Consider the following 17957-nt stretch of genomic DNA (forward strand, 5'->3'; position numbering starts at 1 on the left):
AGAGCGGGCCGGTCGTCTTCGGACGACCGGCCCGCTTTTTTGCGCCTGCGATCTGCCTTTTGTGTATCCGACCAGCCGTTACCCAAGCGTGACACGTCGCGGCAGCAGGGAGCCTGTTGCTCGCGGCCACTGCCGGTTACTATCTGTGGCATCTGGCGCAAGGAGCACAATGATGTCCACCCAGCACGTCATGAACGACGAGCCCGTCCGCGCGGACGGGCCGGTCATTCTGGAAATGCGATCGATCACGAAGGAGTTCCCCGGGGTCAAGGCCCTGTCCGACGTGTCCCTCACCGTGAAGGCCGGGGAGATCCACGCCATCTGCGGTGAGAACGGCGCAGGCAAATCCACCCTCATGAAAGTGCTCTCCGGGGTGTACCCGTACGGGACCTATGACGGCGACATCGTCTACCAGGGCAGGACCGTGCATTTCCGGGACATCCGCTCGAGCGAGGAAGCCGGGATCGCGATCATCCACCAGGAACTCGCGCTGATCCCCGAGCTGTCCATCACCGAGAACATCTTCCTCGGCAACGAGCCGACCCGGTGGGGCGCGATCGACTGGATCACGGCCAAGAAGACCGCCCTCGAACTGCTCGCACGGGTCGGGCTCCGCGAAGATCCGGACACCCTGATCAAGAACATCGGCGTCGGCAAGCAGCAACTCGTGGAGATCGCCAAGGCGCTCAGTAAATCGGTCAAGCTCCTGATCCTCGACGAGCCGACCGCGGCGCTCAACGAAGCGGACTCGCAGCACCTGCTCGACCTGATCCGGGGTCTCAAAGGCAAGGGGATCACGTCGATCATGATCTCCCACAAGCTCAACGAGATCGAACAGGTCGCCGACTCCATCACGATCATCCGTGACGGGAAGACGATCGAGACCCTCGACGTGGTGCGGGACGGGGTCAACGAGGACCGCATCATCCGCGGCATGGTCGGCAGGAGCCTCGAGAGCCGCTTCCCCGACCATGTCCCGAGGATCGGAGAGGTGTTCTTCGAGGTCAGGGACTGGAACGTGCAGCATCCGCAGGTCATGGAGCGGATGGTGGTCAAGAACTCGAGCCTCACCGTGCGGCGCGGGGAGATCGTCGGCATCGCCGGGCTCATGGGAGCCGGCCGCACCGAACTCGCGATGAGCATTTTCGGCCGGTCCTACGGCACCTTCCTCTCCGGACGGATGTTCAAGGACGGCAAGGAGATCGAACTGAGGAACGTGGCAGAGGCCATCGACCACGGACTCGCCTATGTGAGTGAAGACCGCAAGGCGCTCGGCCTCAACCTGCTCGACGACGTGAAGCGTTCGATCGTGTCCGCGAAGCTCTCCAAGATCTCGGCCGGTCCCGTCGTCAACGACGGCAAGGAGTACTCGATCGCGGAGGGCTACCGCACGAGCCTCCGGATCAAGACGCCGACGGTCGATTCCGGGGTCAGCAAGCTCTCCGGCGGCAACCAGCAGAAGGTCGTCCTCGCCAAGTGGATGTTCACGGACCCCGACCTGCTCATCCTCGACGAACCCACCCGGGGCATCGACGTCGGCGCCAAGTACGAGATCTACGGCATCATCCAGAACCTCGCGGCGCAGGGGAAGGGCGTCATCCTGATCTCCTCGGAACTCCCTGAGCTCCTGGGGCTCGCCGACCGCATCTACACGGTCTTCGAGGGTGCGATCACGGACTGCATCCCCGCGGCGGAGGCCGACCCGGAGACCCTGATGAAGAGCATGACGAGCGCCAGAAAGAAGGTTCGCAGCTGATGACTACCGAGACCACGACCACGAGCGAGGCGCGCAGCGCGCGGAAGCTGTTCGGCGGGGGAAACCTGCGTCAGTTCGGCATCCTCTTCAGCCTGATCGCGATCATCCTGCTCTTCCAGTACCTCACCAACGGCCTGACCCTGTCCTCAGGCAACCTGATCAACCTCGTCAGCCAGTACTCGTACATCCTGATCCTCGCCATCGGGATGGTGATCGTGATCATCGCCGGGCACATCGACCTGTCCGTCGGGTCCGTCGCCGCGTTCGTGGGCATCGTCGTCGCAACCTCGATGAAGGACTGGAACCTGCCCTGGCCTCTCGCCATCCTCTTCGGCCTCTTCGTGGGCATGCTGATCGGGGCGTGGCAGGGTTGGTGGGTCGCCTTCGTCGGAGTGCCGGCCTTCATCGTCACCCTCGCCGGCATGCTCATCTTCCGCGGCGGCAACCAGCTGATCGGCAACGCGAACACGGTGCCCGTCCCCCCTGGCTTCACCACCATCGGCTCCGGGTATCTTCCGGAGGTGGGGCCGTACACCGGGTACAACAACCTCACCCTCATGCTCGGGCTCATCATTGTGATCGCCGTGATCTGGCGGGAGATCCGGGCGCGCCGCGTGCAGCGGATCATGGGTTCGACGCCGTCCCCGCTCTGGGCGAGCGTCGTCAAGGTCGTGCTGCTCAATGCGGTCGTCGTCTACGCGTCCTTCCTCTTCGCGGGCGGCCGCACCGGAACGAGCTTCCCGGTCTCCGGGATCATCCTCGGGGTGCTCGTGCTCGTGTACTCGTTCGTCACCCGGAACACGATCTTCGGCCGTCACGTCTACGCGGTCGGCGGAAACAAGCTCGCCGCCGAACTCTCCGGCGTCAAGTCCCGCCGGATCAACTTCCTCGTGATGATGAACATGTCGATCCTGGCCGCCCTCGCCGGCATGATCTTCGTCGCCCGCTCGGTCGCTTCCGGACCGCAGGACGGGCTGAGCTGGGAGCTCGACGCCATCGCCGCCGTCTTCATCGGCGGTGCGGCGGTCTCCGGCGGAATCGGCACGGTCACGGGCTCCATCATCGGCGGTCTCGTGATGGCCGTGCTCAACAACGGGCTCCAGCTCCTCGGTGTCGGAAGCGACCGGGTGCAGATCATCAAGGGTCTCGTGCTTCTCCTCGCCGTGGGGGTGGATGTCTGGAACAAGAAACAGGGCCGGCCGTCGATCCTCGGGTTCATGACCCGGAACCGGAAGACCACCCCGGCTCCGGACGAAGCGCCGATGGTCGTCCCCGACTCCGGGACGCCGGACACGGCCAGACCGCCGGCGAGCATGCCCTCCTGATCCGCGGCATCCGCATGACCTCTCCCGATCTCGCTCCACACCCTGCACAGCACAATCCCTGCTCCACCACATTGAGTAGAAAGCGATCGAACATGCGAAAACTCCTTGCGACTACAGCGCTCGCCGCCGTAGCCATGATGGCACTCTCCGGGTGTTCCACCCGCACCGACACCACGGGCGGTTCCACAGCGGCCGCCGGATTCCCGGCGGACTCGGTGATCGGCGTCGCGCTTCCCTCGAAGACCTCTGAGAACTGGGTCCTCGCCGGAGGCCTCTTCGAAGACGGCCTCAAGACGGCCGGGTTCAAGGGCGACGTGCAGTACGCCGGCGCCTCGACGACGGTCAAAGACCAGCAGGACCAGATCTCGGCGATGGTCACCAACGGCGCCAAGGTCATCATCATCGGCGCGGCAGACGGCGGCCAGCTCGGCACCCAGGTGAAGGCGGCGAAGGACGCGGGTGCGACGGTCATCGCCTACGACCGGCTGATCCTCAACACGCCGGACGTGGACTACTACGTGGCGTACGACAACTTCAAGGTCGGTGAGCTCCAGGGCCAGGCCCTCCTCGATGGGCTCGCTTCCCGGAAGGCAGCCGGGCCGTACAACATCGAGCTCTTCTCCGGTTCCTCCGACGATGCCAACTCCGCGGTCTTCTTCAACGGCGCGATGAGCATCCTCCAGCCGAAGATCGACGACGGCACCCTCGTCGTCGCCTCCGGCCAGACCGACATCAAGCAGACGGCGACCGCCGGCTGGAAGGCCGAGAACGCGCAGAGCCGGATGGACTCGCTCCTGACCAGCACCTACGGGGACAAGGCCCTCGATGGCGTGCTCTCCCCGAACGACACCCTGGCGCGGGCGATCATCACCTCGGTGAAGGCAGCAGGCAAGCCCATCCCGATCGTGACCGGCCAGGACTCCGAGGTGGAGTCGGTCAAGTCGATCATGGCCGGTGAGCAGTACTCCACGATCAACAAGGACACCCGCCTGCTCGTCGCCCAGGCCATCAAGATGGCGCAGGCGTTGCAGAAGGGCGAGGCCGTCGACGTGAACGACACCAAGTCGTACGACAACGGCGTCAAGATCGTTCCCGCCTACCTGTTGCCTCCGGTCATCGTGACGAAGGCCAACGCGGCAGAGGCCTACGCGAACGATCCCAAGCTCTCGCCGCTCACCAAGTAACAGATATCGCATCATCCGGCGGAGCCGGCCCCGGCCAGGGGTCGGCTCCGCTTGCATGAGGGGCCTCGGTTATGAGCGTTCACAATCGCCGAACGGATGCCGGGGATCCCCGCTTCACAGGAGATAGAAAAGATATCGGGAGGGCTTGTGAACGCGCGCTTGTGAGCGCTAACATTTCGACATCGACCAGAACGACCTGGTCGCCCGGCACCGAGACACGCAGCAGAATGTTCCGCCGGGACGCTAAACAAGGAGGTTTAGTCACATGATCAGGAAGATGATCGGAGCGGTCGCCGTCGGCGCCTTTCTCCTGGCCCTCACGGGATGTTCCACTGCCGCAGACACCAGCTCGACGGGCGCTGCGAAGGCGCCGGGCGACATCGTCGTCGGCTTCGCCCAGGTCGGCGCGGAGAGCGGCTGGCGGACCGCGAACACGAAGGACATCCAGGATGCGTTCGCCGCGTCCGGAATGCAGCTCAAGTTCTCGGATGCGCAACAGAAGCAGGAGAACCAGATCAAGGCCATCCGCTCGTACATCACCCAGGGCGTCGACGTCATCGCGTTCTCTCCCGTCGTAGAGACCGGCTGGGACGCGGTCCTGAAGGAAGCAAAGGACGCCGGGATTCCGGTCGTCCTCACGGACCGTGCCGTCGACTCGAAGGACGACAGCCTCTACGTGAGCTTCCTCGGTTCCGACTTCATCAAGGAAGGCGAGAAGGCCGGCCAGTGGGTCGTCGACGAGTACAAGAACCAGACCGATCCGGTCAAGATCATCCAGCTCGAGGGCACGACGGGCGCGGCTCCCGCCATCGACCGTGCGGAGGGCTTCGCGGACGTCATCAAGGCCGATCCGAAGTTCCAGATCGTCGCATCGCAGACCGGCGACTTCACGAGGGCGGGCGGAAAGCAGGTCACCGAGGCGCTCCTGAAGTCCAACCCGGACGCCACCCTGATCTTCGCCCACAACGACGACATGGGCCTCGGCGCGATCGAGGCCGTCGAAGCGGCGGGCAAGGTGCCGGGGAAGGACATCAAGATCGTCACCATCGACGCGGTGAAGGACGGCATGCAGGCGCTCTCCGACGGCAAGATCAACTTCATCGTCGAGTGCTCTCCGCTTCTCGGCAAGCAGCTGGTCGACATCGTCAAGAAGGTCGTCGCGGGGGAGAGCGTCGAGAAGCGCATCCTGACGGAGGAGACGACCTTCACCCAGGAGCAGGCGACTGCCGCACTTCCCACCCGTCAGTACTGAGCGGATCCGGTACCGCTTCGCCGGTCTCCGGCGGCTCGAATCGGCAGGCCATCCGGCCGGCCGGTCCCTGCCGCCGGGAGCCGGCATCCGCTCGCACGACGATGAAGAGAGAACGTGAATGAACGCACAGGCCCCCGTCGTCGAGATGACGAACATCTCGATCTCCTTCCCCGGCGTCAAGGCCCTCGACGGGGTGAACTTCCGGATGTTCCCCGGCGAGGTGCACTCGCTGCTCGGGGAGAACGGTGCAGGCAAGTCGACCCTGATCAAGGCGCTGACCGGTGTCTATGCGATCGACAGCGGCCCGGCCGACAGTGGCGAGATCCTGCTCGCCGGCAACCGGGTCTCGTTCGCGGGCCCCGCCCAGGCCCAGAATGCCGGGATCAGCACCGTCTATCAGGAGGTGAACCTGCTCGGAAACCTGAGCGTCGCTGAGAACATCATGCTCGGTCGGGAACCCCGCCGGTTCGGCGGCATCGATTGGCGGGCCACCCGGCGTCGGGCTGTGGAACTCCTCCGCGGCCTGCACCTCGACATCGATCCCGGTTCACTGCTCGGTTCGCACTCGCTCGCTGTCCAGCAGCTCGTCGCGATCGCCAGGGCCATCGACGTCAACGCGAAGGTCCTGATCCTCGACGAGCCGACGTCGAGCCTCGACGCCGACGAAGTCGCCGAACTCTTCCGGGTGATCCGCGAGCTCAAGGCCGAGGGCGTCGCGATCCTCTTCGTCTCCCACTTCCTCGACCAGGTCTATGAGATCTCGGACCGCCTCACGGTACTTCGGAACGGCAAACTCGTCGGCGAATACCGCACGGCAGAGATCCTGCGCCTCGACCTCGTGCAGAAGATGATCGGCAAGGAACTCGCGATCCTCGACGCCCTCGAGCGGCGGATCGTCGAGCCGGGAGGCGGGGAAGACGACGAAGTGCCCCTTCTGGCCGCGACGGCGCTCGGGCGCAAGGGGTCCATCGCGCCGGTCGACCTCCGGGTCTACACCGGCGAGGTCGTCGGGCTCGCCGGTCTCCTGGGCTCCGGGCGCACCGAGCTCGCCAGGATCCTCTCCGGCATCGACCGACCGGACTCCGGGGAACTGGTGATCGACGGCACGCCGCACCGGTTCCGAACTCCTCGTTCGGCCCTCGCGCGGGGAGTCGCCTACTCCTCGGAGAACCGCCGCGCCGAGGGCATCGTCGAGGACCTCACCGTGCGGGACAACATCGTGCTCGCGCTGCAGGCTGACCGCGGCTGGTTCCATCCGATCTCTCGGAAGCGCCGCGACGAGCTCGCGGTCAGCTACATCCAGGCCCTGAACATCCGGCCGGCCAACCCAGACGCCATCGTCAGGAACCTCTCCGGAGGCAACCAGCAGAAGGTGTTGCTGGCCAGGTGGCTCGCCGTCGCGCCGCGGCTGCTGATCCTCGATGAACCGACAAGGGGCATCGATGTGGGCGCGAAGGCCGAGATCCAGAAACTCGTGGTCAACCTCGCCGAAAACGGGATGTCGGTGCTGTTCATCTCGGCGGAACTCGAGGAGGTGCTGCGCCTCAGCAGCAGGATCGCGATCATGAGGGACCGCAGGCTCGTCGCCGACATCGTCAATGACGACCTGACCGTTGACAGCCTCCTGGCCATCATCGCCGACGGCGAACTGACGGCGGTGGAACGATGAACCGGATGTTCTCGAGCCGGTTGTTCTGGCCGGTGGTGATGCTGCTCGTCCTGTTCACCATCAACCTCGTCGCCTTCCCCGGCTTCTTCGGCCTCGAGGTCAAGAACGGGCACCTTTTCGGCAGCCTCGTGGACATCGCCCGCAACGGCGCGCCGACCCTCATCATCGCGGTCGGAATGACTCTCGTCATCGCGACGCGTGGCATCGACCTCTCCGTGGGCGCCGTGTGCGCGATCGCCGGTGCCGTGGCCTGCTCGATCATCCTCGGTTCCCCGGAACCGGGCAGCATCGGCACGGTCGCGGTCGCCGTGATCGCCGCGCTCCTGATCGCCCTCGTCCTCGGCCTGTGGAACGGGTTCCTGGTCGCCGTGCTCGGGATCCAGCCCATCATCGCGACGCTGATCCTGATGACCGCCGGGCGCGGCGCGGCGATGCTTATCACGGAGGGCCAGATCCTCACCGTGAACAGTCCTCCCTTCAAGGTCATCGGGTCCGGATTCGTCCTCGGCATCCCGGTTTCCGTCGTCATCGCGGCCGTCATCTTTGCCGCAGCCGCCCTGCTCACCCGGCGCACGGCCCTCGGGCTCCTGATCGAATCGGTCGGAATCAATCCGGAGGCGAGCAGGCAGGCCGGCGTCCGGTCGCGGGGCCTCTTGATCACCGTGTACACCTTCTCGGCATTCGCGGCCGCCATCGCCGGCCTCATCCTGACCTCGAACCAGACGGCGGCCGATGCCAACAACACCGGCCTCTTCATCGAACTGGATGCGATCCTCGCGGTGGTGATCGGAGGAACCTCTCTCGCAGGCGGCCGGTACTCACTCCTCGGCACCCTCGTCGGCGCCCTCGTCATCCAGACCCTCGTCACAACGGTGTACACGGTCGGCATCCCACCCATCGCGACGATGGTCTTCAAGGCCGCGGTCGTGACGGCCGTCTGCCTGCTGCAGTCGCCAACGACGAACGCCACGTTCGGCCGCTGGCGCCGGTCACTCGGCCGGGGACGTCCGGGCACCCGAACCGCCGAAAGGGCGTCCGTCTCATGAGCATCGACACCTCCTCCGCGCCCGTCGACGCGGGCCGCCGACTGCTCGGCCGGGTCTCGTCCGCGTTCACGAGCCCGAAGTACGGCCCCGTCCTCGTGACCCTCGTGCTGCTCATCGCCATCTTCGCGATCGGTGGCAGCCGCTATCGTGGCTTCGTTTCCGGGCCCGTGATCCTCAACCTGTTCGTCGACAACGCCTACCTGATCGTGCTGGCGGTCGGGATGACGTTCGTGATCCTGACCGGGGGCATCGACCTGTCGGTCGGGGCCGTCCTCGCCCTGTCGACCATGATCGCCGCGAGCCTGCTCCAGTCCGGCTGGTCTGCCTCGGTCGTGATCCCGCTCATCCTCGTGCTGACATCGGTGCTCGGACTCCTGGTCGGACTCATGATCCACATCTTCAAGATCCAGCCGTTCATCGCGACCCTCGCCGCGATGTTCCTCGCCAGGGGACTCTGCTACGTGATCAGCAAGGACTCGATCTCGATCACCGACCCGGTCTTCGTCAGCCTCGCGCAGACCAGGATCTCGTTCGGCGGTCGCATGAGCATCACGGCGAGCGTCGTGATCGCCCTTCTTGTGGTCCTGGTCGCGTTCCTCGTGCTGCACTACTCCCGGCTGGGCCGCACCGTCTACGCGATCGGCGGCGGGGAACAGTCGGGCATGCTGATGGGACTGCCGGTGGCCAGGACCAAGGTGCTCGTCTACGTGATCAGCGGATTCTGCTCCGGCCTTGCCGGGGTGCTCTTCACCTTCTATACGCTTTCGGGATACAGCCTCACGGCGGTCGGCACCGAACTCGACGCGATCGCCGCGGTCGTGATCGGCGGGACCCTGCTCACGGGTGGGTACGGCTTCGTGCTCGGCTCTGTGCTCGGCGTGCTCGTGCTCGGCACGATCCAGACGATCATCACCTTCGAAGGCACCCTCAGCTCGTGGTGGACCCGGATCTTCATCGGCGGGCTCCTCCTCGTCTTCATCGTCCTTCAGAAGGTCCTGACGGCACGCCGTCGATAACGCGTCCGGCGAGAGCGTGTCGGCCACGGCACCCGCGCGTGAGCCAGAATAAGGGGACAGAGAGACGATGCGTTGAACACGCATCGGTGGGAGCCAATGAGCCTGGTGAGCAAGGACGATGAGAAGGCGCGCGTCGCCAACATCTTCGACGTCGCGCGGCTGGCCGGCGTCTCGCACCAGACGGTCTCCCGGGTGCTCAACGACCTTCCCAATGTGCGCCCCGCGACACGGGAACGTGTCGAGAACGCGATCAAGCAGCTCCGCTACCGGCCGTCACCCGCTGCGCGCGCCCTCGTCACCCGCCGCTCCCGGACGATCGGCCTGATCACAACAGGAGGACCGGACTACGGACCCTCGAGCACCGTCCTGCGGTTCAACGAGGCGGCGAGGGACGCCCGGTACGCGGTGAGCATGGCGAGCATGCTCGAGTCGGACCCGGAGTCGTTGCGTTCCGCCGTTGAGCTCCTCCTGCGGCAGAACGTCGAGGCGATCGTGCTGATCGCGGCGCACCGCAGCGCCCTCGAGGCCGTCAGGGGCATCGAACTCGGGGTGCCCCTCATCGCGGTGGAGTCGAGCGGCCGCGGCGGATTCCACCGGGTCGGCGTCGACAACTACCGCGGTGCGCGGATCGCCGTCACGCACCTCGCCGAACTCGGCCACACCAATATCGTGCACCTCGCCGGACCGGCCGACTCCGTCGACGCCATCGAACGAGCCAGGGGCTGGCGTGACGAACTGGGCGACCGCGGCCTCATCGCGAGGGAACCGCTGATCGGCGACTGGTCGCCTGCGAGCGGGTTCCGCCTCGGCATGGACCTGATCGAATCCGGCGCCTATGGCGACTTCACGGCCGTGTTCGCCGGCAACGACCAGATGGCACTCGGACTCATCCACGCCCTCGTCCGCAACGGACTCGCCGTGCCGGACCGCGTGAGCGTCATCGGGTTCGACGATATCCCCGAGGCCGCGTTCTTCTCCCCGACACTGACGACCATGCGCCAGGACTTCGACGAACTCGGCCGCAACATCCTGAGCACCCTCCTCGCCGTGCTCGAGGACGAGGAGGCGCCCGACCTGCCGAGCTCGGTCCCTGAACTCGTCGTCCGCGAGTCGTCCGCCCCGCGCGCCTAGCCGCTCCCGGCGGCGACACGCCCGCGCATCCGTTCGTGGCGGTGGTTTCGTCTCGGCTCACCGAACTGGCGCTCGTGAATCCGCGGCGCGGCTATCGGCAGGCCGAGGTGGCGATCGACTTCGCCAATCCGCTCTCGGCCAATGGGGGAGAGTCGCTCAGCCGGGTGCGCTTGTTCGAGCTGGGCTTTGTCGTGCCCGAGTTGCAAGTGTGTTTTCCGAACGTCCGTGGGCACGACTACTGGGTCGACTTCTACTGGCGTGCCGTGCGGAAGATCGGCGAATTCGACGGGCATCAGAAATACACCAGGGGGCGAATCCTGGCGGGACGCGATTCGGCTGAGGTCGTCGTGAAGGAGAAGACGCGTGAGGACGCGCTTCGGGACCGCTCAGACAGCTTCATGCGCTGGGACTGGAGCCTGGTCGAGTCTCCCCGGCGGTTCCACGAGTTTCTGATCGAACACGAGGTGCCGCGAGTGGCGACACGCCCGCGGTGAGTTATCCACAGAGGCGCGAATGCTGATTCTGCAGGATGTGGATAACCCGGCGATTTCCGCGGGAAAGCGGGCCTCCGAATGCGCCAGCCTGTTGACAACATCACGAATGTCGGTGGATAACTACATAATTGTAATTACCGCATGTAGTGGCCATTCCCATTGGGAGGCACTACATGTAGTATTGATCTCCAGCACAGCAACGCCGCAACACCCGTGACATCCCGCGTTTCGCAGGGCCGCATCGCACTTGCACAGTCGTACTGGCGCACTCACTTCTGAACCACTACTCTTCTGAACCACGAGAAAGGCCTTCCACATGGCAATCACGGTTTACACCAAGCCCTCCTGCGTGCAGTGCACAGCCACCTACCGGGCCCTCGACAACAAGGGCATCGAGTACGAAGTGCTCGACCTCTCCGTCGACGAGAACGCCCTCGAGGCCGTCAAGGCACTCGGCTACCTGCAGGCGCCCGTCGTCATCACCGACGAGGACCACTGGTCCGGCTTCCGCCCGGACAAGATCAACGAACTCGCCGCACGTCTCGCCTGAGCGGTCTGCGCTACGGGACTGAAGCACGCGGTTCGAGAGTGAGGCCGGCATCCAATGGCTGAGATCGTCTATTTCTCCAGCACCTCGGGGAATACCCAGAGGTTCGTGGAGAAACTCGGCCGGCCTGCCGCACGCATCCCGTTGTACGCGCGCGACGAGCCGCTCCGGGCGACGGAGCCCTATGTGCTCGTCGTGCCGACCTATGGCGGCGGCGAGGCCAGGGGAGCTGTGCCGAAGCAGGTCATCCGCTTCCTGAACGACGAGCACAACCGTTCGCTCATCCGCGGCGTGATCGGCGCGGGCAACATGAACTTCGGCACGGCATTCTGCATCGCGGGGGACATCATCGCGGCCAAGTGCAACGTGCCGCATATGTATCGATTTGAAGTATTGGGAACTCCGGATGATGTGCGCATCGTTCACGACGGATTGGAATCATTTTGGAAGCAACAGCCGTGAAAGTAGCCCCGCACGCGCAGGTCGCGCTGGCGATGGACTATCACTCCCTCAATGCCATGCTCAACCTCTATGGGCCGAACGGGGAAATCCAGTTCGATAAGGACAGGGAGGCGGCCCGGGAGTTCTTCCTGCAGCACGTCAACCAGAACACGGTGTTCTTCCACTCCCTCCGGGAACGCCTCGACTACCTGGTCGAGAAGGAATACTACGAGCAGGCCGTGCTCGACCAGTACTCCTTCGAATTCATCACGAGGCTCAACGACCTCGCGTACTCGAAGAAGTTCCGCTTCCAGACCTTCCTCGGTGCGTTCAAGTACTACACGTCGTACACGCTCAAGACCTTCGACGGCAACCGGTACCTCGAGCGTTTCGAAGACCGCGTCGTCATGACCGCACTCGGCCTCGCCCAGGGCGACGAGAAGCTCGCGACCGGCCTCGTCGAGGAGATCATCGCCGGCCGTTTCCAGCCCGCAACGCCGACGTTCCTGAACTCGGGCAAGGCGCAGCGCGGCGAACTCGTCTCCTGCTTCCTGCTCCGCATCGAAGACAACATGGAGTCGATCGCCCGCGGCATCAACTCCTCGCTCCAGCTCTCCAAGCGCGGCGGCGGCGTCGCGCTGCTGCTCAGCAACATCCGTGAGTCCGGCGCCCCGATCAAGCAGATCGAGAACCAGTCGAGCGGCATCATCCCCGTGATGAAGCTCCTCGAAGACTCCTTCAGCTACGCGAACCAGCTCGGTGCCCGCCAGGGTGCCGGCGCCGTGTACCTGCACGCGCACCACCCCGACATCATGCGCTTCCTCGACACCAAGCGTGAGAACGCCGACGAGAAGGTGCGGATCAAGACCCTGTCGCTCGGCGTCGTCATCCCCGACATCACCTTCGAGCTCGCCAAGAAGGACGAGGACATGTACCTGTTCTCGCCCTACGACGTCGAGCGCGTCTACGGTGTGCCCTTCGCCGACATCTCCGTGAGCGAGAAGTACCACGAGATGGTCGACGACCCGCGGATCAAGAAGTCCAAGATGAAGGCGCGCGACTTCTTCCAGACCCTCGCGGAGATCCAGTTCGAGTCCGGCTACCCGTACATCATGTTCGAGGACACCGTCAACGCGGCGAACCCGATCAAGGGCCGCATCAACATGTCGAACCTGTGCTCGGAGATCCTCCAGGTCAACACACCGACCACGTACAACGAAGACCTGTCCTACGACACCATCGGCAAGGACATCTCCTGCAACCTCGGGTCGATGAACATCGCCCTGTCGATGGACTCGCCGGACTTCGGCAAGACCGTCGAAACCGCGATCCGTGGCCTCAACTCGGTCTCCGAGCAGAGCCACATCGCCTCGGTTCGTTCGATCGAAGACGGCAACGACAAGTCGCACGCGATCGGCCTCGGCCAGATGAACCTGCACGGCTACCTCGCCCGCGAGCGGGTGTACTACGGCAGCGAAGAAGCGATCGACTTCACGAACATCTACTTCTACACGGTGCTGTTCCACGCCCTCCGCGCCTCGAACACCCTCGCCATCGAACGCGGCCACGCGTTCGCCGGCTTCGAGGACTCGACGTATGCCTCCGGCGCGTTCTTCGACAAGTACACCGACCAGTCGTGGGTCCCGTCCACCGCTCGCGGCGCCGAACTGTTCGAGAAGGCCGGGGTGCGCATCCCGACCCAGGCCGACTGGGACGAGCTGAAGGCATCCGTCATCGAACACGGCATCTACAACCAGAACCTGCAGGCCGTGCCGCCGACCGGGTCGATCTCCTACATCAACAACTCGACCTCGTCGATCCACCCGATCGCCTCGAAAATCGAGATCCGCAAGGAAGGCAAGCTCGGCCGCGTCTACTACCCGGCCCCGTTCATGACGAACGACAACCTGGACTTCTACCAGGACGCCTACGAGATCGGTGCGGAGAAGATCATCGACACCTACGCCGCGGCAACGCAGCACGTCGACCAGGGTCTCTCGCTCACGCTCTTCTTCAAGGACACCGCGACGACCCGCGACATCAACAAGGCGCAGATCTACGCGTGGCGCAAGGGCATCAAGACCATCTACTACATCCGTCTCCGCCAGATGGCCCTCGAAGGGACCGAGGTCGACGGCTGCGTCTCGTGCATGCTCTAAGCACAGCACCGCTTCATCTACTGTGGATGCTGTAATCACAGTGCACGCTGACTCGTCCGATACCGGCCGAAGACTGAGACAGGCCGAAAAAGGAACACGAAATGATTGACAAGCTCAAGCTCATCTCGCATGTCGATGCGATCAACTGGAACAAGATCGAAGATGAGAAAGACGTCGACGTCTGGAACCGGCTGACCAACAACTTCTGGCTGCCGGAGAAGATCCCGCTGTCGAACGACGTGCAGTCCTGGAACCAGCTCACCCCGGTCGAGCAGCAGCTCACCCTGCGCGTGTTCACCGGCCTGACCCTGCTCGACACGATCCAGGGCACCGTCGGCGCCGTCTCGCTGATCCCCGACTCGATCACCCCGCACGAAGAGGCCGTCTACACGAACATCGCGTTCATGGAGTCCGTGCACGCCAAGAGCTACTCGTCGATCTTCTCCACCCTGAGCAACACCAAGGACATCGACGAGGCGTTCCGCTGGTCGACGGAGAACGTCAACCTGCAGCGCAAGGCCTCGATCGTGATGGACTACTACCAGGGCGACGACCCGCTCAAGCGCAAGGTCGCCTCGGTGCTGCTCGAGTCGTTCCTGTTCTACTCGGGCTTCTACCTGCCGATGTGGTTCTCCAGCCGCGCCCGCCTGACCAACACGGCCGACCTCATCCGCCTGATCATCCGTGACGAAGCGGTGCACGGCTACTACATCGGCTACAAGTTCCAGAAGGGCCTCGAGGCGGCGACGCAGGAGCGTCGCGACGAGATCAAGGACTACGCGTTCAACCTCGTCTTCGAGCTCTACGAGAACGAGGTGCAGTACACCCAGGACCTCTACGACACCGTCGGCCTGACCGAGGACGTCAAGAAGTTCCTGCACTACAACGCCAACAAGGCCCTGATGAACCTCGGCTACGAGGCCATCTTCCCCAAGGAGGTGTGCGACGTGAACCCGGCGATCCTGTCCGCGCTCTCGCCGAACGCCGACGAGAACCACGACTTCTTCTCCGGGTCGGGCTCCTCGTACGTGATCGGCAAGGCCGTCAACACGGAAGACGCCGACTGGGACTTCTAGCCCTGGACCGGTAGGACGGCGGAAGGCCGGGAGCGCACTGCGCCCCCGGCCTTCCTCGTTCGTTCCGGTCGGCTAGTGGGCGGCCGTGGCGTCGGCGTGGCCCGAAGCGTCGTGCCCCGAAGCGTCGTGCCCCGTGTCCTGCGCTGCGCCGTGTGCCAGGTGCTCGGCGATCTTCTGGATCTCCGGGCCGTAGGTCCCGGTCCCGGCGTCGGTGGCGATCTGCTGGGCAGCGGCATCCTGCTGCTCCGCCGGCAGTGCCTTGAGCGCGGTCAGGGCGCTCTGCAGCTCGACCGGGAGCTTGTCGAACAGGGCGGGGTTGTCGACAAGGCTCAGGGCGAGCTTGGTGACGGCGGGACCCGCGTCCGTGGTGTCCGTCGCGGTGTCGCCGCCGGCGCCGGGGGTGCCGGCGTCGAGGCTGCCCTCGAGCGCTGCGTGCAGAGCGGCGCGCAGCGGATGCTCCGGGTCGGCCTGGATCGCAACGGCGAGCGCCTGCGCCTGCCCGCCATAGTTCCCGGCGAGAGCCGACGTGGCGATGAATTCGGCGGCGGCGGTGCGGTCCCCGTCCGAGGCCTGCGTGAGGGTGGTCAGGTCGGCCTGCAGATTCGCAGGCAGGCTCGCAAAGAGCTCGGCGTGATCGGAGATCGTCGCGGCGACCTTCTGGGCCTTCTCGCCGAAGTCCTGTCCGTGCGCGAGGTCCCCGCGCAGCTCGTGCGCGACGGAGCTGAAGAACGAGGCGCCCGGGGTAGCGGGGGCGGATGCCGACGGGGTCGACGGGGCGCCCGGTTCGGCGGTTCCGCCCAACGGGCTGGCCGTTGCTCCCTGCATGCCGGTGCCGAGCAGGGCACCCGCGGCGAGCACGGAGGCGGCGCCGATCGTGAGGCGCTTCTTTCGAGAGGTGGCGGTAGCCGAGGAGTTCTTGTTCTGGGTCACAGTTATTCCTTTCGATTGCGTGCGGCCGACGGTGGGTGCAATCCAGGGCGGGCCCGGATGGCGAACCGATGCCGGCAGCACGTGGCGAGTCTAGGCAGCCGGGTCGGCCAGACCCTCCGTGTCTGCTGGGTGCCCCGCCCGGGAGACGGATGAGTGCTGCCAGGACTTCCCGCCCGATGTCGGCCGTCGTCCGGCAGGCATCCAGGGTCAGGTTGCCGCTCTCACCGGGCGTTTCCGGGGCCGGTCCAAGCGCGCGACTCTCCGTGGATGGCGACACCGGGTCCGGTCCCGGCGGTGCAGGAATTACGCTCTCGGCTGAGTCGGCGGCCGCAGCGTGTCCCTCGTTGGGGGACTAGTGCTCAACGTGAGGATGTGTCACCATAGACAGAATATCTCATTACCTGGTTCCACCCGTTGAGTCTGACGAACAGTCAGCTCCGGCGACGTACGCGCGACACTGAAGTGATTTGACACTGGAGTTACCGGGTTCAGCACCACGATCTGGTACTTCGGAGTCCCCTTAAATGAACAAGAATCACCTGGCGGCAGCGCTTGCGCTTTCGCTGGCTATACTCGGCCTCATCGCCCCCACGAACGTTTCTTCCGCCCAGGCGGCGACGCCGTCGTCCGTCAAGGTCGTCGACTCCGCGAACATCATCACGGACCCGGCCTGGTTCACACAGGCGTACAACGAGGGTATCCGTCTCTACGTGATGCACTCGACCGCGTGGGGCAGCTGCGCCCCCTGGGAGCACACACAGGCCCAGCTGAAGATGGCGCTCGACGCCGGCCTCAAGATCGCCGTCTACACCCGGGATGCGACGTGCTGGCAGGGCGGGATCGCCGCGGCCGGCCCGTACCAGTCGCAACTGCAGTTCTTCGCCCTCGACGTCGAGACCGGCAGCTCGCCGGTCACCCGCGCGATGGTCGACGGGGTGCGTGCGATGGGTGTGCGGCCGGTGATCTACAGCGGTTCGGGGATGTGGCCGAGCATCATGAACAACAGCGGCGCCTTCGCCGACGTGCCGCTCTGGGACACCAATGCCGGTGCAGTGAACTACAGCGGCTGGCTCGCCGACACGGGCGCGCCCGCTGCGGTGTCATACGGCGGCTGGAACACCGCCGCGAATCCGCGGATCGGCGTGCAGCAGAAGTTCGAGCACAACCTGAACGGCGTCCTCGTCGACCTGAACTCGTTCGACGCGACCTTCCTCGGCCTCGGTGCCACGGCGCCCGTGGCGCCCGTGGTCGTGGCGCCTGCGCCGACGCCGACGCCGACGGCCACTCTCACCCCGACTCCGACTCCCACGCCGGCGCCGGCGAAGGTTCGGATCCACCACCGGCGCTGACGCGCGCATCCGCTCGCCCGCCGGACCGAGCGCGGGCGTTCCGCCGCCACGCGGGTGGTCGACCAACCGCGCAACGGCGGAAGACCCGCGCTCGGCGATGCGCTCGGGGCGCGGGGGCGCGGCGGGGGTCAGTCCTCGTCGGGGATGACGACGAGAGTCACCGGGATGTTTCCGCGCGTGGCGCGGGAGTACGGGCAGACCTGGTGGGCCGCCTCGAGCATCTCCTGGGCGACGACGGGGTCGACGCCGGGCAGCTGGGCCTCGATCGTGACCTCGAAGTCGAAGCCGGTGGCCATTCCGCCGACGAGGTGCACCTCGAGCGAGACGGCGGAGTCGGTGACGTTGACCTTGCGCTGGCGGGCGACGCCCTTGAGCGCGTTGTGGAAGCACGCCGCCCAGCCGCTCGCGAAGAGCTGCTCGGGGTTCGTGCCCGCGCCGCCGTCGCCGCCCATTTCGGCCGGAATGGACAGGTCGAGGTCGAGCTTGTTGTCGCTCGTGACGACCTTGCCCGTTCGTCCGCCCCAGGAAGTGGCGGATGCGGTGTAGACGGCGGTGCTCATTGTGTCTTCTTTCGTGGTGGGC

General features: G+C 65.3%; 16 protein-coding genes. 14 read left to right on the top strand and 2 right to left on the bottom strand.

Features of this window, described 5'->3' with window-relative positions; translation table 11 throughout:
* The first annotated feature begins 169 nt into the window (after positions 1–169).
* The 13 genes from mmsA (at position 170) to nrdF (ending at position 15096) form a co-directional block, all read left to right on the top strand.
* Positions 170–1756: a multiple monosaccharide ABC transporter ATP-binding protein gene (gene mmsA / locus E3O39_RS05395; RefSeq protein WP_277871731.1), complete on the top strand. Its 1587-nt coding sequence runs from the start codon at positions 170–172 to the stop codon at positions 1754–1756.
* Positions 1756–3081: a multiple monosaccharide ABC transporter permease gene (gene mmsB, locus E3O39_RS05400; RefSeq protein WP_134446768.1), complete on the top strand. Its 1326-nt coding sequence runs from the start codon at positions 1756–1758 to the stop codon at positions 3079–3081. Before mmsA ends, mmsB begins: the two co-directional genes overlap by 1 nt.
* Before the next feature lie 92 nt (positions 3082–3173).
* On the top strand, positions 3174–4265 hold the full coding sequence (locus tag E3O39_RS05405; protein WP_134446770.1) for a sugar-binding protein: 1092 nt from the start codon (positions 3174–3176) through the stop codon (positions 4263–4265).
* Positions 4266–4530: 265 nt separating this feature from the next.
* Positions 4531–5517, top strand: a complete 987-nt coding sequence (locus E3O39_RS05410; protein ID WP_134446772.1) for an ABC transporter substrate-binding protein — start codon at positions 4531–4533, stop codon at positions 5515–5517.
* A gap of 118 nt (positions 5518–5635) precedes the next feature.
* Positions 5636–7186: a sugar ABC transporter ATP-binding protein gene (locus tag E3O39_RS05415; protein WP_134446773.1), complete on the top strand. Its 1551-nt coding sequence runs from the start codon at positions 5636–5638 to the stop codon at positions 7184–7186.
* Positions 7183–8232 carry an ABC transporter permease gene (locus E3O39_RS05420; RefSeq protein WP_134446774.1) on the top strand — a complete coding sequence of 350 codons (1050 nt, stop codon included), beginning with the start codon at positions 7183–7185 and terminating at the stop codon, positions 8230–8232. Before E3O39_RS05415 ends, E3O39_RS05420 begins: the two co-directional genes overlap by 4 nt.
* Positions 8229–9248 (top strand): galactofuranose ABC transporter, permease protein YjfF, encoded by a 1020-nt coding sequence (gene yjfF, locus E3O39_RS05425; protein WP_134446775.1) that lies wholly within the window; start codon positions 8229–8231, stop codon positions 9246–9248. Before E3O39_RS05420 ends, yjfF begins: the two co-directional genes overlap by 4 nt.
* Before the next feature lie 105 nt (positions 9249–9353).
* Complete coding sequence (locus E3O39_RS05430; protein ID WP_241984979.1) at positions 9354–10379, top strand: LacI family DNA-binding transcriptional regulator; 1026 nt, start codon at positions 9354–9356, stop codon at positions 10377–10379.
* A gap of 35 nt (positions 10380–10414) precedes the next feature.
* Positions 10415–10873 carry a hypothetical protein gene (locus E3O39_RS05435; protein WP_134446779.1) on the top strand — a complete coding sequence of 153 codons (459 nt, stop codon included), beginning with the start codon at positions 10415–10417 and terminating at the stop codon, positions 10871–10873.
* A 316-nt stretch (positions 10874–11189) separates the two neighbouring features.
* Positions 11190–11423: a glutaredoxin-like protein NrdH gene (gene nrdH, locus E3O39_RS05440; protein ID WP_134446781.1), complete on the top strand. Its 234-nt coding sequence runs from the start codon at positions 11190–11192 to the stop codon at positions 11421–11423.
* Between the two features lie 54 nt (positions 11424–11477).
* Positions 11478–11882: a class Ib ribonucleoside-diphosphate reductase assembly flavoprotein NrdI gene (nrdI, locus tag E3O39_RS05445; RefSeq protein WP_134446783.1), complete on the top strand. Its 405-nt coding sequence runs from the start codon at positions 11478–11480 to the stop codon at positions 11880–11882.
* 32 nt (positions 11883–11914) lie between these two features.
* Positions 11915–14020 carry a class 1b ribonucleoside-diphosphate reductase subunit alpha gene (nrdE, locus tag E3O39_RS05450; RefSeq protein ID WP_134446909.1) on the top strand — a complete coding sequence of 702 codons (2106 nt, stop codon included), beginning with the start codon at positions 11915–11917 and terminating at the stop codon, positions 14018–14020.
* Positions 14021–14121: 101 nt separating this feature from the next.
* Positions 14122–15096 carry a class 1b ribonucleoside-diphosphate reductase subunit beta gene (nrdF, locus tag E3O39_RS05455; protein WP_134446785.1) on the top strand — a complete coding sequence of 325 codons (975 nt, stop codon included), beginning with the start codon at positions 14122–14124 and terminating at the stop codon, positions 15094–15096.
* Positions 15097–15168: 72 nt separating this feature from the next.
* On the opposite strand, the gene E3O39_RS05460 is transcribed toward nrdF, so the two are convergent.
* Positions 15169–16026, bottom strand: a complete 858-nt coding sequence (locus tag E3O39_RS05460; protein WP_134446787.1) for a hypothetical protein — start codon at positions 16024–16026, stop codon at positions 15169–15171.
* A gap of 524 nt (positions 16027–16550) precedes the next feature.
* Here E3O39_RS05460 and E3O39_RS05465 point away from each other — a divergent pair.
* Positions 16551–17375, top strand: coding sequence for a hypothetical protein (locus E3O39_RS05465; RefSeq protein WP_134446789.1), 825 nt, complete (start codon positions 16551–16553; stop codon positions 17373–17375).
* Between the two features lie 128 nt (positions 17376–17503).
* Here E3O39_RS05465 and E3O39_RS05470 read toward each other — a convergent pair whose 3' ends face one another.
* Entirely contained in the window at positions 17504–17935 is a 432-nt protein-coding gene (locus tag E3O39_RS05470; protein WP_134446791.1) for an organic hydroperoxide resistance protein, read from the bottom strand.
* Positions 17936–17957 lie beyond the last annotated feature (22 nt).

It is taken from the genome of Cryobacterium sp. MDB2-A-1 (assembly GCF_004402675.1).
GTDB classification, from domain to species: domain Bacteria; phylum Actinomycetota; class Actinomycetes; order Actinomycetales; family Microbacteriaceae; genus Cryobacterium; species Cryobacterium glucosi.

What these genes read in the sequence shown, in the direction of transcription:
- mmsA (WP_277871731.1), top strand. Translation starts at nt 170, where the DNA reads ATGATGTCCACCCAGCACGTCATGAACGACGAGCCCGTCCGCGCGGAC.
- mmsB (WP_134446768.1), top strand. Translation starts at nt 1,756, where the DNA reads ATGACTACCGAGACCACGACCACGAGCGAGGCGCGCAGCGCGCGGAAG.
- E3O39_RS05405 (WP_134446770.1), top strand. Translation starts at nt 3,174, where the DNA reads ATGCGAAAACTCCTTGCGACTACAGCGCTCGCCGCCGTAGCCATGATG.
- E3O39_RS05410 (WP_134446772.1), top strand. Translation starts at nt 4,531, where the DNA reads ATGATCAGGAAGATGATCGGAGCGGTCGCCGTCGGCGCCTTTCTCCTG.
- E3O39_RS05415 (WP_134446773.1), top strand. Translation starts at nt 5,636, where the DNA reads ATGAACGCACAGGCCCCCGTCGTCGAGATGACGAACATCTCGATCTCC.
- E3O39_RS05420 (WP_134446774.1), top strand. Translation starts at nt 7,183, where the DNA reads ATGAACCGGATGTTCTCGAGCCGGTTGTTCTGGCCGGTGGTGATGCTG.
- yjfF (WP_134446775.1), top strand. Translation starts at nt 8,229, where the DNA reads ATGAGCATCGACACCTCCTCCGCGCCCGTCGACGCGGGCCGCCGACTG.
- nrdH (WP_134446781.1), top strand. Translation starts at nt 11,190, where the DNA reads ATGGCAATCACGGTTTACACCAAGCCCTCCTGCGTGCAGTGCACAGCC.
- nrdI (WP_134446783.1), top strand. Translation starts at nt 11,478, where the DNA reads ATGGCTGAGATCGTCTATTTCTCCAGCACCTCGGGGAATACCCAGAGG.
- nrdE (WP_134446909.1), top strand. Translation starts at nt 11,915, where the DNA reads ATGGACTATCACTCCCTCAATGCCATGCTCAACCTCTATGGGCCGAAC.
- nrdF (WP_134446785.1), top strand. Translation starts at nt 14,122, where the DNA reads ATGATTGACAAGCTCAAGCTCATCTCGCATGTCGATGCGATCAACTGG.
- E3O39_RS05465 (WP_134446789.1), top strand. Translation starts at nt 16,551, where the DNA reads ATGAACAAGAATCACCTGGCGGCAGCGCTTGCGCTTTCGCTGGCTATA.
- E3O39_RS05470 (WP_134446791.1), bottom strand. Translation starts at nt 17,935, where the DNA reads ATGAGCACCGCCGTCTACACCGCATCCGCCACTTCCTGGGGCGGACGA.